The 16,166-nt window shown below is 66.9% G+C and carries 10 protein-coding genes; 2 read left to right on the forward strand and 8 right to left on the reverse strand.

The window, feature by feature from the left end; genetic code table 11:
• Positions 1-95 precede the first annotated feature (95 nt).
• Positions 96-8,855 (forward strand): GH36-type glycosyl hydrolase domain-containing protein, encoded by an 8,760-nt coding sequence (locus AB4851_RS23010; RefSeq protein WP_414451592.1) that lies wholly within the window; start codon positions 96-98, stop codon positions 8,853-8,855.
• A 222-nt stretch (positions 8,856-9,077) separates the two neighbouring features.
• Here AB4851_RS23010 and AB4851_RS23015 read toward each other — a convergent pair whose 3' ends face one another.
• The 3 genes from AB4851_RS23015 to AB4851_RS23025 form a co-directional block, all read right to left on the reverse strand.
• On the reverse strand, positions 9,078-9,251 hold the full coding sequence (locus tag AB4851_RS23015) for a hypothetical protein (protein ID WP_414451593.1): 174 nt from the start codon (positions 9,249-9,251) through the stop codon (positions 9,078-9,080).
• 127 nt (positions 9,252-9,378) lie between these two features.
• On the reverse strand, positions 9,379-9,855 hold the full coding sequence (locus tag AB4851_RS23020) for a PRC-barrel domain-containing protein (RefSeq protein ID WP_414451594.1): 477 nt from the start codon (positions 9,853-9,855) through the stop codon (positions 9,379-9,381).
• Between the two features lie 348 nt (positions 9,856-10,203).
• A complete protein-coding gene (locus AB4851_RS23025) occupies positions 10,204-11,076 on the reverse strand; it encodes a slipin family protein (RefSeq protein ID WP_414451595.1) in 873 nt (290 codons plus the stop codon).
• Positions 11,077-11,464: 388 nt separating this feature from the next.
• Here AB4851_RS23025 and AB4851_RS23030 point away from each other — a divergent pair, with 388 nt between their 5' ends.
• The gene (locus AB4851_RS23030; RefSeq protein ID WP_414451923.1) at positions 11,465-11,746 is read left to right on the forward strand and encodes a hypothetical protein; all 282 of its coding nucleotides are present in this window, start codon (positions 11,465-11,467) and stop codon (positions 11,744-11,746) included.
• Positions 11,747-11,850: 104 nt separating this feature from the next.
• Here the strand turns inward: AB4851_RS23030 and AB4851_RS23035 are convergent, their stop codons facing one another.
• From AB4851_RS23035 to AB4851_RS23055, 5 genes are all read right to left on the reverse strand, one after another.
• A complete protein-coding gene (locus tag AB4851_RS23035; protein WP_414451596.1) occupies positions 11,851-12,129 on the reverse strand; it encodes a DUF1488 domain-containing protein in 279 nt (92 codons plus the stop codon).
• A gap of 547 nt (positions 12,130-12,676) precedes the next feature.
• Positions 12,677-13,075: a RidA family protein gene (locus AB4851_RS23040; RefSeq protein WP_414451597.1), complete on the reverse strand. Its 399-nt coding sequence runs from the start codon at positions 13,073-13,075 to the stop codon at positions 12,677-12,679.
• 16 nt (positions 13,076-13,091) lie between these two features.
• Positions 13,092-14,315: a pyridoxal phosphate-dependent aminotransferase gene (locus tag AB4851_RS23045; protein WP_414451598.1), complete on the reverse strand. Its 1,224-nt coding sequence runs from the start codon at positions 14,313-14,315 to the stop codon at positions 13,092-13,094.
• A 54-nt stretch (positions 14,316-14,369) separates the two neighbouring features.
• The gene (locus tag AB4851_RS23050; RefSeq protein ID WP_414451599.1) at positions 14,370-15,365 is read right to left on the reverse strand and encodes a threonine/serine dehydratase; all 996 of its coding nucleotides are present in this window, start codon (positions 15,363-15,365) and stop codon (positions 14,370-14,372) included.
• 60 nt (positions 15,366-15,425) lie between these two features.
• The gene (locus AB4851_RS23055; protein WP_414451600.1) at positions 15,426-16,154 is read right to left on the reverse strand and encodes an amino acid ABC transporter ATP-binding protein; all 729 of its coding nucleotides are present in this window, start codon (positions 16,152-16,154) and stop codon (positions 15,426-15,428) included.
• Positions 16,155-16,166 lie beyond the last annotated feature (12 nt).

Consider the following 16,166-nt stretch of genomic DNA (forward strand, 5'->3'; position numbering starts at 1 on the left):
CAGATTTCCTTTCCCGGCCGCTTTCCGACGCGCGGCGAACCACGGGGCGATGCCGCGGTTGCGCCATCGGTCGCGAAGTTCCGGGAGACCGCAGGGTGAAAGACTATTTGGCGTGGCCGGCACGATTCGTCGCGTCGCATCGCGCGCCGCCATGGCGTCATACCCGCCCGGTGCGGGAGGAATTTTTCGGCGAGGAGCGGCTGGCGCACCATGCGGCCAAGCTCGCGAGCGAGCAACACGTGCTGCCCGGCCCGCAGTCCGGCCCCTCGCTCGGGCGGCGGCTCAAGGACAACGCGGCGCATCTTCTCGACGCCTACCGCAACACGATGTCCGCCGACACGCGCGACGAGGCGCTCACGCCCGCCGCGGAGTGGCTGCTCGACAACTACTACCTGGTGGCGGAACAGGTCCGGCAGGTCCGCGACGATCTTTCCCCTCGCTATTACCGGCAGTTGCCCAAATTGAGCGGCGGCCCGTTCGCCGGCTATCCGCGCGTATTCGGGATCGGCTGGACGTTCGTCGCGCACACCGACAGCCGCTTCGATGTCGACAATCTCTGCCGTTTCCTGAACGCCTATCAGGCGGTCGCGCCGCTGACGATCGGCGAGCTGTGGGCCGTCGCGATCACGTTGCGGATCGTGCTGATCGAAAACCTGCGGCGCCTCGCCGATCAGATCATCGACGACCGGCGCGCCCGCAGGGATGCCGATGCGTTCGCCGATCGGCTGCTCGGCGAGGGCGGCGCGCCGCGCACGGCGCCGGCGCTGTTGATTGCCCGCTACGGGCGCGCGCCGCTGCATGACGCCTTCGCGGTCCAACTGATCCAGCGGCTCCACGATCCCGACCCCGGCGCCGCGCCGGTGCAAGCCTGGCTCTACCAGCATCTGGCCGAGCGTGGCACCACACCGGATCAGATCGTCGCCTCCGTCAACCAGCAGCAGGGCGCCGCGAGCCTGACCGTGCGCAACGTGATCACCAGCATGCGGCTGATCTCGGAGGTGGACTGGGCGGATCTGTTCGAGCGCGTCAGCCTGGTCGATCAGGTGCTCGGGCGGTATCCCGGCTTCGTGCAGATGGATTTCGCGACCCGCAACCGGTATCGCGATGCGATCGAGGCGCTCGCGCGCGGCGCCCCCGTCAGCGAGATCGAGATTGCCCGGCGCGTGGCCGCCGACGCGGCGCCGGACGCCGACCCCGCGGCGGTGATGCCGACCGCGCTGCGGCGCGATGCCGACCCGGGGTACTTCCTGCTGGCGGGCGGGCGCAGCGGGCTCGAAGCGGCGATCGGCTACCGGCCGCCCGTGGCGTTGTGGTTGCGGCGCACGATCCGGCGGGCCGGCCTCGGCGGCTACCTGGCCCGCATCGCGGGGTTCGCCGCGCTGCTGCTCGGCGTGATGCTGGCATGGCTCACCCGCTTTGCGTTGCGGGCGGACAGCCTGATCGTGCTGGCCGCGGCCGGCTTGCTGCCGGTGCTCGATGTTGCGGTGGCGCTGGTCAATCGCGGCGTGATGCGCGACATCGGCGCGAGCATCCTGCCGGGTCTGGCGCTGGCGGACGGGATTCCGGCCGATCTGCGCACGGTCGTCGCGGTGCCGGTGCTGCTGACGACCGAGGCCGCGCTGATCGAGCAGATCGAACAACTGGAGATCCACCATCTCGCCAGCCCGGGCGGGGCGCTGCATTTCGCGCTGCTGTCCGACTGGACCGACGCGCCGACGGCGCGCGTGGCAGCGGACGACGCGCTGCTCGCGAGCGCGCGCGCCGGCATCGAGCGGCTGAACCTGCGCTACCCGGCGGCATCGGGCGATTGCGCGCGGTTCCTGCTGCTGCATCGGCGGCGCGTGTGGAGCGACGGCGAGCGGTGCTGGATGGGCTGGGAGCGCAAGCGCGGCAAGCTGCACGAGCTGAACCGGCTGCTGCGCGGCGCGACGGATACCTCGTTTGTCGGCCTGCCGGCCGGTGGCTCGCACGCATCGTCCGCCGAGATGGGGGCGAGTGCCGACACCGACACGCCGCCCCCGGTGCCCGCCCAGGTGCGCTACGTCATCACGCTGGACGCCGACACGCGCCTGCTGCGCGATACCGTGCGCCGCCTGATCGGCAAGATGGCGCATCCGCTGAACCGGCCGGTATTCGACCCGGCGAGCCGGCGCATCGTGGAAGGCCACGGCATTCTGCAACCCCGCGTGAGCGCCTCGCTCGCGAGCGGCGACGAGGGCTCGCTGTTCCAGCGCATCTCGTCGAGCGCGCATGGCATCGATCCCTACGTGTCGGCGGTGTCGGATGTCTACCAGGACCTGTTCGACGAAGGCTCGTACGCGGGCAAGGGCATCTACGACATCGATGCGTTCGAGGCGGTGCTCGGCGAGCGCGTGCCCGACAACACGATGTTGAGCCACGATCTGTTCGAAGGCGTGTTCGCGCGGGCCGGGCTGGCGTCGGATATCGAGGTGGTGGAGGCGTCGCCGTCGCGCTACGACGTCGCGGCCGCGCGCCAGCACCGCTGGGCGCGCGGCGACTGGCAACTGCTGCCGTGGCTCGCGTTCGGCCGCGGGCCGCTGCCCGCGATCGGCCGCTGGAAGATGCTCGACAACCTGCGCCGCACGCTGACCGCGCCGGCCGTGTTCGTCGCGCTGCTGGTCGGGTGGACGGCGCCGCTGCCGGTCGCGCTCGCCTGGAGCGCCTTCATCCTCGCGACGATCGCGCTGCCGTTGCTGCTGCCGGTACTGAGCAGCCTCGTGCCGCGCTGGCGCCGCACGCACATGAAGCTGACCACGCGCAGCGTCCTGCACGCATGGGCCGTCGAACTGCGCTTCGCGCTGGTCCGCTTCGGCCTGACGGTCGCGCTGTTGCCGGAGCAGGTGTGGTCGATGGGCGACGCGATCGGGCGGACCCTGTTCCGGCTCGGGTTCAGCCGGCTGCATCTGCTGGAATGGACCACCGCCGCCGCGTCCGGCGCGCATGGCCGGCACACGCTCGCCGGCACCTTCGCGCGGATGCGCGGCGGCCTTGCGCTCACGCTGCTCGGTGCGGCCGCCGCCGCCCAGGCCCCGCGCGCCGATGCCCGGACGGCCTGGGCGGCGGTGCCGCTGGTGCTGGTGTGGCTTGCCGCGCCGGCGATCACGTATTGGCTCAGTCGCGCGCCGCGCGCGGCCGCCGACCTCGCGGTCGCGCCGGCCGATGCGCGTGCGTTGCGGCACGACGCACGCCGTACCTGGCGCTATTTCGAGACGTTCGTGACCGCCGACGACCAGATGTTGCCGCCGGACAATTTCCAGGAAGATCCGAAGCCGGTCGTCGCGCATCGCACCTCGCCCACCAATCTCGGCCTGTACCTGTTGTCGGTCGCGAGCGCGCGTGAGTTCGGCTGGCTGGGCACGTTCGACGCGGTGGCGCGGCTGGAGGCGACGTTCGCGTCGATGGCGCGGCTCGCGCGCCATCGCGGCCATTTCTACAACTGGTACGACACGCGCAGCCTGGCGCCGCTCGAACCGAAATACGTGTCGACGGTCGACAGCGGCAACCTGGCCGGCCACCTGATCGCGCTCGGCAATGCCTGCCGCGCGTGGGCCGCCCGGCCGGGTGGGGTGGGCCGGGCGGCGGCGGCCCGCGGTATCGGCGACACACTCGCGCTGCTGCGCGATGCGGTGCGGATCGACGGTGGCGAGCGCACGCCTCTGCACGACGAATTCGAGCGGGCCGCGATCCGGTTGGCCGCCGTGCTCGACGAGGCGCAGGGCGAGGATGTTGCCGATCTCGCCGATTTCGCTCCCACCGCGTCGGACCCGGCGCTCGCCGCCGACGCGTGGCCGGCGCTCGCCGCGACGCTGGCCGCGACGTTGGCCGATCTGGCTCGCGCGCTGGTGGACGACGTGGTGCGGGTGGGCGGCCGCGACGGCGCGGACGTACGGTTCTGGGCCGGCGCGCTGGAGCGTGTCGCGCAAGCCCAGCTCGACGACCTGCGCATCACGACGCAGGCCGCCGTCGCGCTGAACGCGCGCCTGCATGGGCTGGCCGACACGGCGCTCGCCACCGCCAACGCGATGGCGTTCGGCTTTCTCCTCGACCCGGTGCGCAATCTGCTGTCGATCGGCTATGCGGTGGCCGACGGCCGCGTCGATCCGGGCAACTACGATCTGCTCGCCTCCGAGGCGCGTCTGGCGAGCTTCGTGGCCATCGCGAAGGGCGATCTGCCGCTCGCGCACTGGTTCCGGCTCGGCCGGCTCGCGACGCCGATCGGCCAGGGCGCGGCCTTGGTGTCGTGGTCCGGCTCGATGTTCGAATACCTGATGCCGTCGCTGGTGATGCGCGCGCCGGCCGACAGCCTGCTCGCGCGCACCAACCAGCGCGTGGTGGGGCGCCAGATCCGCTACGGCGTGGAACTCGGGCTGCCATGGGGGATGTCCGAATCGGCCTACAACGCGCGCGATATCGAGCTGACCTACCAGTATTCGAGTTTCGGCGTGCCGGCGCTCGGCCTGAAGCGCGATCTCGATCAGCACCGCGTGATCGCGCCGTATGCGACCGCGCTCGGCGCGATGATCGCGCCGGCCGCCGCCGCGCGCAATTTCGAGCGGCTGCGCGCGGCCGGCGCGGGCGGGCGCTTCGGCTTCTACGAGGCGCTCGACTACACGCCGGCGCGGGTGCCGGAAGGCATGCCGGTGGCGCTGGTGCGTGCGTTCATGGCGCACCACCAGGGCATGTCGATCGTCGCGATCGCCAATGCGCTGCTCGGCGGCCGGATTCGCGCGTTCTTTCACATGGAGCCGGCGGTCCGCGCGACCGAGCTGCTGCTGCAGGAACGGGTGCCGAGCCGGGTCGCGGCGGCACGGCCGCGGATCGACACCGCCCCGGCCGGCAAAATGCGCGGCAGCGAATCGTCGTTTGCGCGGCGCGGGGTGCTGGTGGAGGAACCGTCGCCCGTGACCCATCTGCTGTCCAACGGCCGCTATACGGTGATGCTGACGGCCGCCGGGTCCGGCTACAGCCGCCGCGACGATCTGGCCGTCACGCGCTGGCACGAGGACGCGACACGCGATCACTGGGGCAGCTACCTGTATCTGCGCGACGCCGACAGCGGCGCGGTGTGGTCGGCCACCTGGCAGCCGAGCGGCGTGGCGCCGGACACGTACGAGGCGACCTTCACCGAGGACCGGGCGGAATATGTGCGCCGCGACGGCACGCTGACCACCACGGTCGAGGTGCTGGTATCCGCCGAGGACGACGCGGAGGTGCGCCGCGTGTCGGTCGTCAACCACGGTGCGCGCGCCCGCGTGATCGAATTCACCTCGTATGCGGAAGTGGTGCTTGCGCCCGCCGCCGCCGATCAGGCGCATCCGGCGTTCTCGAAGCTGTTCGTCGAGACCGAGTACGTGCCGGTGTCCGGTGCGATTCTCGCGACGCGTCGTCGGCGGGCGCCGACCGACAGCCAGGTCTGGGCGGCCCATCTCGCGGTGGCGACGGGCGAGACGGTGGGCGCGCAGGAGTTCGACACGGACCGCATGCGCGTGATCGGCCGCGGTCGCGGCGTGCGTCTGCCGCTTGCCCTCGCCGAGTCGCGCGAGCTTGCCGGCTCGCAAGGGGCGGTGCTGGACGCGGTCTTCACGCTGCGTCGGCGGCTGCGCATTCCACCCGGCGCGAAGGCGAGCATCGCGTACTGGACGATCGTCGCGGATTCGCGCGAACAGGTGCTCGATCTGGTCGACAAGCACCGCGACGGCGACGCGTTCGCGCGCGCGGCGATGCTGGCGTGGACGCAGGCGCAGGTGCAATTGCGCCATAGCGGCGTGAGCCTCGACGAGGCGGCGTTGTTCCAGCAACTGGCCGGCGCGCTGGTGTACAGCGATCCGTCGATGCGGCCGAACTCCGCCGTGCTGCTGCGCCATGCGCTCACCGCGTCGGCGGCGGGCGCGGTGGGCGCCTCGCCGCTGTGGGCGCACGGCGTGTCGGGCGATCTGCCGATCCTGCTGGTGCGGATCGACGACCTCGAGCATCTCGCGGTGGTGCGCCAACTGATCCGCGCGCATGACTACTGGCAGGCGAAGCGGCTCGCCGTCGATCTGGTGATCCTCAACGAGCGCGCCGCGTCCTACGTGCAGGATCTGCAGGCCGCGCTCGAAGGCTTCGTGCGGGTGCGTCCGTCGGGCGACGCGGCCGGGCGCGGCGGCGTGTTCGTGCTGCGTGCCGACCGGATGACCGATGCGGCGCGCGCGCGCTTTCCGGCGGTGGCGCGCGTGGTGCTCGCCGCGCGCAACGGCCGGCTGGTCGACCAGTTGCGGCGTCTCGCGAGCGCGCCGGCCGTGCCGCCGCCGGACCCGCCGCGCCTCTCGTGGCTGCCGCGCGCGATGCCGAAGCCCGACGACGCGCCGGTATCCACCGCCGATCTCGACTACTTCAACGGCATCGGCGGCTTCGCGCGCGACGGACGCGAATACGTGGTGATCCTGCAGGGCGGCCTCTGCACGCCGATGCCGTGGGTCAACGTGATCGCGAACCCGGTGTGCGGGTTCATCAGCTCGGCCGAAGGCGGCAGCCATACCTGGGTGACCAACAGCCGCGAGCATCCGCTGACGCCGTGGTCGAACGATCCCGTCGCCGATCCGTCGGGCGAGGCGTTCTACCTGCGCGACGACGAGACGGGCGCGCGCTGGGGGCCGCAGGCGAACCCGATGCGCAGCGTGGCGGCCGGCGCCGATCGCTACGTCGCGCGTCACGGGCAGGGCTACAGCCGGTTTGCGCATACCGAGGCCGGCATCGCCGCCGACCTGCTGCAGTTCGTGCCGCTCGCCGATCCGGTGAAGATTTCCCGGCTCACGTTGCGCAACCTCTCGGGGCGAGCGCGCCGGCTGTCGGTCGCAACCTGCGCCGAGTGGGCCTTGGGGCCGTCGCGCGGCGTCGCGGCGCCGCATACCGTGACCGAGATCGATGCCGTCACCGGCGCGCTGTTCGCGCGCAACGATTGGCAGCACGCGTATCCCGGCCGGGTGGCGTTCTCCGATCTGTGCGGGTTGCAGACCTCGTGGACGGGCGACCGGCGCGAGTTCATCGGCCGCAACGGCACGCCGGCGGACCCGGCCGGCTTTCCCGGCGAGATCGACGCGCCGCTGCTGTCGGGGCGCGTGGGCGCCGGCCTCGATCCGTGCGCGGCGTTGCAGACGCATATCGAACTGGCGCCGGGAGGCGTCGCGGAAATCGTCTGGCTGCTCGGCGAAGGCGCCGACCGGGAGGCGGCACGGCAATCGGTCATGCAGTACCGGTGCGCGGATCTCGATGCCGTGTTCGCGGCCGTCACGGCATCCTGGGACGAGACGCTCGGCGCGCTCCAGGTGCGCACGCCCGACCGCGCGATGGATCTGATGCTGAATCGCTGGCTGCTGTACCAGACGCTGTCGAGCCGCATCTGGGCGCGCGCGGGTTTCTATCAGGCGAGCGGCGCATACGGCTTTCGCGATCAGTTGCAGGACGGCATGGCGCTGGCGCTCGCGCGGCCGACGCTCACGCGCGAGCACCTGTTGCGCGCCGCGGCGCGGCAGTTTCCGGAGGGCGATGTGCAGCATTGGTGGCTGCGCGAAACCGGCAGCGGCGTGCGCACGCGGATCAGCGACGATCGCGTGTGGCTCGCCAGCGCCATCGCGCATTACGTGGAGGTCAGCGGCGAGTGCGCCGTGCTCGATGTGCCGGTGCCGTTCCTCGACGGCCGGCCGCTCGCGCCGGACGAGGCGGACGCGTTCTTCGTGCCGGGCGTGTCCGATATCGGCGCGCCGCTGTTCGAGCACGGGGCGCGGGCGCTGGAGCAGGGGCTCGACCAGTTCGGCGCGCACGGGCTGCCGCTGATCGGCACCGGCGACTGGAACGACGGCATGAACCGGGTGGGAGAAGCAGGGCGGGGCGAGAGTGTCTGGCTCGGCTGGTTCCTGTACGCAACCCTGATCGCGTACGCGCCGCTCGCTCGGGCGCGGGGCGACACCGCGCGGGCCGAACGCTGGCTCACGCGCGCCGCGGCGTTGCGCGAGGCGCTCGACCAAGCCGGTTGGGATGGCGCCTGGTATCGCCGCGGATACTTCGACGACGGCACGCCGCTCGGTTCGAGCGGCCGCGCCGAATGCGAGATCGACGCGATTGCGCAGTCGTGGAGCGTGCTGTCGGACGGCGCGGCCCCCGAGCGAGCGCGCACCGCGATGGCGTCGCTCGACGCCCGCTTGACCCGACGCGACGAGGGCCTCGCCTTGCTGTTCGCGCCGCCGTTCGACCGACCGGCGAGCGGACGGGCGGCGGGCACCGATCCCGGCTATATCGACGGCTATCCGCCCGGCATTCGCGAGAACGGCGGCCAGTACACGCACGCCGCGGCGTGGTCGGTGCTCGCGTATGCGAAGCTGGGCGACGGCGAGCGCGCGGCGCAGCTGTTCGCGATGCTCAATCCGGTCAGCCGCAGCCACACGCGCAGCGGTGCGAACCGTTATCGGCTCGAACCGTATGTGGTGGCGGCGGATGTCTATTCCGTCGCGCCGCATGTGGGGCGCGGCGGGTGGAGCTGGTACACCGGATCGGCGGGGTGGCTCTATCGCGCGGGTATCGAGGGCTTGCTCGGGGTGCGCCGGCAAGGCAGCGTGCTGTCGATTCGACCGTGCCTGCCCCGCGCCTGGCCGGGTTTCGACCTGACGCTGCGCCATGGCACGGCGTGGTACGAGATCGCCGTCAAGCGAGCGGAGGACGAAGCGGTGGAGGGCTGCGGGATCGTCGTCGACGGCGAGCCGTTGCCGGCCGGGCAAACGACGCTGCGCCTGGCCGACGACGGGCGGCGACACGACGTGCTCGTCACGTTCGGTCGGATGCCGACGAGCGACTCAGCGTAAGCGGCAATGGCGATTGCCGCGGATGAACCGGGATGGGATGACGGGCTTGGGCGTGCGATCGGCAGGCATCGGTTGCGACAGGGGCGTCGGCAACAGGGGGGCAGGGATGGTCCATGCGGACGGTTCCGGTGAGGAACCGCCCTGAAGCTTCATGAATCGAGATGGTGTGTCAAATAAATTTGACGTCTTTCTGCATCATTCGATTCATGCCGTCGGTGAGGTTCAACGCGCGTGTTTCGGCGCGTCCTTGTGCGTATCGTGCGTCTTTTGCGGTTGGCGGACGGCGCCTTTCGCGTCCTCGGTGCCTTGCTTCGCGGGCGCGGCGTCGTCGTGGTGCGCGTCCTTCGATTTGCTCTTCTTGCTCTCGTTGTGATCGGTGGTGTGTACCTTGACCATGGTGATGCTCCAGTGCAGGTTGGATCGGTGGACGAAACGCGGTGCGGGCCGGCCGGATGGGGCCGAACGCCTTCGCGTGAAACGGTCGATCGCCGCGTTGATCTCGCGGCCTCGACTTCGGTGCCCGTTACAGCAGCAGGCCGGGCGGATCGTTCGATATCGCCTGCTCGGTTCCCGTCCAATACGGGCGACGGTGGTAATGCGCATGAATTTTCAGGCCCCATTCCAGATCGGTCATCGACGGCCAATCGTATTTTTCGAATACGGGCGCGTCCTTCACGCTGTCGGCCGGGACGCCGAGCCGGAAGCATGCTTCATCGGTATCGAGCGTGAGCGCACTCCATGGAATTGCGCGAAGGCTGTCGCCGATGCCGAGAAAGCCCCCGCTGGACAGCACCGCGTAGGCAACTCGCCCACTGCGCACGTCCAGCATGATTTCGGCGATCTTGCCGACCTCCTCGTTGTCGGACGAGATCACCTTGTCGCCGCGCAGCGTGTCGGCCGCCATGATGTCGGGGCCGGGCCCGTCGCCTTCACCACGGCCGATGATGCCGGCGCCGTCCGGTGTGGCCGATGCGGGCCGGTTCGGATCGATGGTCGTCATGATGCTCTCCTGAATTTATTGGAAAGGATGCCGAAACGATTTTCCGGACGGCATTTCGATAGTCATGCGGGCCGCATGACGGGCGCAGCGCGAACTGACGAGGGGACGGGTCAGGGACACGCCGGCGTGGGATCGGGGCGGCGTGGCCTGCCGGCACGTTGGCTGTTTCGACGGGTGAGTCGCATGCAGGCTCGGTACGACTGTGCGCGCGCCCGATCGTCGAATCGGTACGGCATCGTACGAATTCGGCGGGTTGATGGAAGCGCTTTCAGGGCCGCGCGATCCGCCCGTGGGGGCGTCGGCACGGCCACGCACGACGTGCGACGTCGCGCGTATGCCGTCACACGCTCATGCGGCGGTCTTGAGCGAGGGTGCGCCGTCGGCGCTCGGGTGCGAACGGTTCGCCTGCGCGAGTTGCGCGACGGGATTCAGGGCGTCGATCATCGAGCTGGGAATCAGGATCGTGGCGCCGCGTTCCTTGGTGGTCTCGTAGATGATGTTCATCGCCCGCAACTGCAACGCACCCGGATGGTCTGCGTACACCTGCGCCGCCTCGACGAACTTGCCGGCAATTTCCGCCTCCGCCGAGCCGAGAATGACCCGCGCCTGTTTTTCGCGCTCCGCCTGCGCCTGGCGCGACATCGAATCCTGAAGGGCGACGGGAATCGCCACGTCACGCGTCTCGACCGAACGCACGGTGACGCCCCAATCGGCTGTCTTGCGGCCGATTTCCTGGCACAGATGCGCGTCGGCGGTCTTGCGATCCGACAGCAGGGTCGCCAGCATCGACGAGCCGATCATCTCCCGCAACGATGTTTGCGCGACGCGATCGATGGCCTGCCGGTAGTCGGTGATCGCGAGCGCGGCCTTTTGCGCGTCGTGAACATGCCAGAAGATGATCGCATCGACATTGACCGGCACGGTGTCGCGGGTCAGGGCCTGCTCGGCGTTGAACGCGGTGGTCTGGATTCGCTCGTCGATGACGGCGACCACAGTGTCGAGGATCGGCACGATCATGAAGAAGCCGGCGCCCTTGACGCCTTGCAGCTTGCCGAGGCGCAGGATGACGAATTTTTCCCAGGTATTGGCCACCCGCACCGATGCCATCACGAGGGCCGCGACGACGAACAGCCCGATGCCGAGCGCGATGGCGCCCAGCATGCCGGCGAGCAGCGCGGCGAGGAGGGGCACGAATGCAAGAACCAATCTGACGGGACTCACGATCATCCTCCATTCCGGTAACGGCTGCGATTGCCGGGCACGATGGTGCAGATCGTTTCGCAGACGTCCTGAGTGCCGCGGCGAACCGCGGCACTCGCTCGAATTCTGCTTCCGATGGCATGGAAAATCCGTACGCTGTCATACCGAATCATGCCGAGGCATAGCGAATCATGCCGCACGTGCATCGTGCGAACGTCGATACCGCCATCGATGCGTAGCGCGGGTCGATGGGCGTATCGAGGCCTTGAATCGACTTGGGTGAGCGATCCGGTTTTGTTCTTGCTTATCGGTGGCGAAGCGCGCAGGCTGGCCCGGTCTGTTCGACGTATCAGGGGCCCGCGCCGCCCGAATCCATGCGCGCAAATCGTTGCTCAATCAGGAGCGGATCATGACGATTCCCACCATCGATTACCGAGGCCACGAGCTTCGCGCCTATGCCCAATCCCTGTTTCCGCCGCTGGGCGACCCGTATTTGCCCGGGGCCAGGCGATTCGGTTCGGTCGTGCGGATCGACACGATTCCGTCCACGTCGGCACCGGCCATGCGGTACAGGACGATCTTCGCGAACGGTGAGCCGCCTACCGAGGCGCTGGCGCTCGACGGCGCAATCCAATTCGGCAAGGACATCGTCGACGGCAAGATCACGGCCGTTCCGATCGAACCGACCTGATTTGCGCGGTTGCGTGGCCCGGAAACCGGGAGCCGTTCGTTTTTATATCGGGGCGATGTGCGGCCGGCGCTCGTGCGTTGGCCGATCCGGAGCCGGCCTGCCGCTCATGAAATCAAATATCGATTCTGCGGGCCGCCGACATACTGCCGCTGTGCGATCTTGAGCACCGTGTCGCGAAACGCGTCGAACGCAACCAGCATCGCGTGCTCGTCGGAGCCCATGTCGGGCTGCAGGCTTCTGAGTACGGCGTCGTCCACCATGAAGCTGATTTCACGCGAATTGTCGTAGCCCCAGAAACACACGCAATGCCGGGAGGCATCGTAGCTGCGGCTCGGATTGGGGAATTGAAGCACCGTGGTCGGCTTTCTGAAATAACGATTCATGGCGATATCGAAGCCTCGCGTTGTCATGCCTGACGTTGAAGAAGCGCCGCTCGACCGGGACTTCGATCTGGCGGCGCCTCCGCGATTGCGATATCACTGACGCTTCGCGGCCTCCTTCTTCAGCTTCTTCGCATCCTTCTTTTCCTTCGGTGTCTTGACTGCGACTTTCTTTTCCGATTTTCGGGCGTCTTGGGCTTTGCTCATTACTGCCTCCTTCCGTAAAACATTCATAAAGTGCGCCGTGGATGCATCGCAAGGCGCTTGCGATCGAAACGGTGCGGCGACGGGGTCGCGTCTGGAATCGTCGTTGTTGAGTATAGGCACGTTTCGTGCGGCAGCCGTGCCAATTTTTTGTCGACCGCTGCCGGCGGTCGAGATGGTGCATCATCGCGCCGATCGTGGTCGACTTGCCGGGCACCGGTGTCGCAGGAGGCGTTGGCCGGCAAGGCGCCGGATCGTAGCGCCAAAATTATCGCGCTTGACGGCGCGCTCCTGCTCCGGCGATTGCAACGCCAGGCAGCAGATACCTCGCTGCTGACGCAGCACATCACGTCCGTTTCTCACGCGGGCCAGCCCACAGCACCGCGTCGACCTCGATATCGAAGCCGATCAGATTCGACTGGACGAGCGTTCGGGCGGGGGGCGGATCGCTCACATATTCGGCATAAATGGCATCGAAAGCCTTTGCATCCGATGGCGTTTTCAAAAACACGCCAACTTTGACTGCATCTTTCATCGATAATCCGGCGGCATTCGCTGCGGCTTCAAGGTTATCCAGCGTCATGCGTGCCTGAACTTCAAAGGGCCTGTCGCCGTGGCGTATGTTGTGCCGGTCGCGCGGGGTTTGCCCTGCAAGAAAAACCAAGTCCTGCGCCTGCATTGCGACGCTGTAGGTGCCCGCCGGCGGCGGCGTGTAGTCGCTCGAAAAGGCTTTGCGGGTCGTCATGCTATTTCCTGTGTGCCTAGCCGCGGTAGCGGTCGATAAGTTGCACGGTACGTTCGACGGCCTGCACCGCGGCGGCGTGGTTCTGGGAGAAATTCAGACGGATGCTGTCTGCCGCACCGGGGCTGAACTCCGTACCCGGTGTCACGATCACACCGGCCTGATGGCGAACAATGCGAACGAACTCGTGCAGCGATACGGACATCGCCGGCAGGCGAGGGAACAGGTAACTGCCGGCCTCGGGCACCCGTGCGGCCATGCCGTCGACCGAGCCAAACAACCCGAACAGATCATCGCGGATGGCTTGATGCTGCGCGATACGCTCCTGCATCCAGCCCTTCGGTTCTTCGAACCAGGTGCGCAGAACCGCCTGGCAGTAGCCCGGCGCTCGGAGGGACACAATGGCTTGCAATTTCTCCATCCGATCGACAAGACGCTTTGGACCCAACGCGACGCCGAGGCGATAGCCGCTCAACGACTCGGTTTTGGATGGCCCCATGATCGTCACGACATTCTCGGAATGGATCCCGGACGAGCGCAAATGCGTGTACGTCATGCCGGTATAAACCAAACGGGAATACAGCTGATCGACGATGACGGTTGCCCCGTATCGGTTTGCCAGGGCGGCAATCTGGCCTATCTCGTCCTTTGAATAGATCACGCCGGTAGGGTTGTTCGGATTGGAGAACAGGAAGGTCTTGACGCCGCCTTTGAATGCATCTTCGAGCTGATTGAGATCGAGGCCCGCGCTCGAGGAATGATCCAGGTAGTCCAAACGTATGGGGACGACCTTGCCACCCGAGAACTCGACCAGCTTGCGATTCGCAAAATAATCGGGGCGCACGATGGCGACCTTGTCGCCGACCGTTACCGTGGCCGCGATCGCCAGAAACAGCGCACTCTGCGTTCCGGGTGTGATGATCAGCTCATCGGCGCCTGACAACGGTTCGCCGGTGAAAGCAGCCAAGTGTCCAGCCAAGCGATCGCGCAACTCGGGGGCACCTCGGTACTCGGTGTAGGCCTGCTCGCCACCGCGTTCAACGCCGCTGATGAATGCTTGAAGCGAACCAGGCGTCGGAACGAAAGCGCTGCCGTTCACGTCGCCGTGAGAGAAATCCACAGGTGTACCACTCAGGATTTCTCCGCGCAGCAATAATTCCAGGTTGCCAGGGTTCTGACGCAGCTCCTGGCCCGGAGCATGATCCGTGGACAGTTGGGCGAACTTCTCTTCGATAGGGCTCATTTCATGACTCGGTGAGTTGGATTCGGGGCAATTGGCTGCATGCAGCCGACAAGCTTATGAAATTGCCTGGATAAACAGCTTGGCGTCGACGTTTCCTCCAGACGCGATCACGACGGCCTGCCGGCCGCGGAGCATCGAGGGGTTTGCCAGCAGCGATGCAATGGCGATGGCGCCACCAGGCTCAACGACGACGCGGAATTCTTCGAACAGGAGACGCATCGCGTTCAATACCGTGGCGTCGTCGGCCGTTACGACACCGCTCAGCCGGCTTCGATTGATTGAGAACGGGAGGACGGCAGGTGTGGGTGCGAGCAGCGCATCGCAGATGGACGTGGCGGTCGACCGATTGACTTCGCGCGAGCCTGATTCGAGTGAACGGCGCGTGTCGTCACAGTTTTCAGGTTCCGCGGCCCAGATTTCCGCTGTCGACCCGACGGCATCGGCGGCGAGGCCTGTTCCGGCAGCAAGGCCGCCGCCGCCGCAAGGAACGAGGATGACCCGGGTACTGTTCGCAGGCAGCGCATTGAGTGCCTCGAATGCTGCTGTTCCCTGACCCGCGATGACATGCGGATGATCCCCCGGGGGGATCAGGGCATAGCCTCCCGAGGCACCCAGCCGTGCCGCGATCGCTTCGCGACTCTCCGTCTTCCGATCGTACAGGACTACTTTCGCCCCTTGATTCCGTGCCTTATTCACTTTCACGCTTGGCGCGTCGGAGGGCATCACCACCGTGACGGGAATATCGAGGAGCTTGCCGACCGTGGCGATCGCTTGGCCGTGGTTGCCCGTGGAATAGGCGAGAACGCCCAATGGGCAACTGCTGCGATCGAGGCGGGACATACTGTTGTATGCGCCTCGGAACTTGAACGCGCCGGTGCGCTGGAGGCTCTCGAGCTTTACCAGAACCGTTCCACCGACGAGTGCATCCAGGCGATCCGACCGCAGCAGTGGCGTTGCGGTGGCGATATGACGCAATCGTTCGGCGGCATCGATCACATCGGATGGAGCGGGCGAGATCAAGCCGGCTAATTCGGGAATAGGTAATGTCATGATTAAAGCGAAGTGAAGCCGATGGTGTTAGTCGTAGCGCACCTGGATACCGGTGACGCGTCAGTCGTGCAGAACCTTTGAAAGGAAATCCTTTGCTCTGTCCGAATGGGGCATATCGAAGAACTGCCGTGTGGGTACATCTTCGACAATCCGCCCGCGATCCATGAAGATCACACGGTTGGAGACGCGGCGTGCAAAGCCCATCTCATGCGTGACGATGACCATCGTGATGCCTTCGCGAGCAAGCTCCGTCATGAGGTCCAAAACTTCACTGACCATTTCGGGGTCGAGCGCCGATGTCGGTTCGTCGAAAAGTATCGCCGCCGGGTCCATGCTGAGTGCACGGGCGATGGCAACACGCTGTTGCTGCCCTCCCGAAAGTTCAGCAGGATATTTGTCCGCCTGATTGCTCAATCCCACTCTCGCAAGCAACGTCATTGCTTTCTGGGTGGCCTCGCTCCTTCCCCTGCCGAGCACTTTCATTTGACCGAGCAGCAGATTCTCGAGGATGGAAAGATGGTGAAAGAGTTCGAAGTGCTGAAACACCATCCCGACCTTGGCCCGCAGCTTGGGAAGACTGGTTCCCTTGGCCCCGACCTCGACGCAGTTCAGAAAGATTTTTCCCCTCCCATAAGGCTCAAGTGCATTGATGCACTTGATCAAAGTCGATTTTCCGGACCCCGACGGGCCGCAAACCACTACGACCTCACCCTCCTCGATCTTCGTGGAGCAATCGTCGAGAACCTTGAAGCTGCCGTACTGCTTTGAAACATGTTCAATGCGAATCATGACGTGGTAACT

Source organism: Burkholderia sp. 22PA0099, assembly GCF_047497165.1.
GTDB lineage: Bacteria > Pseudomonadota > Gammaproteobacteria > Burkholderiales > Burkholderiaceae > Burkholderia.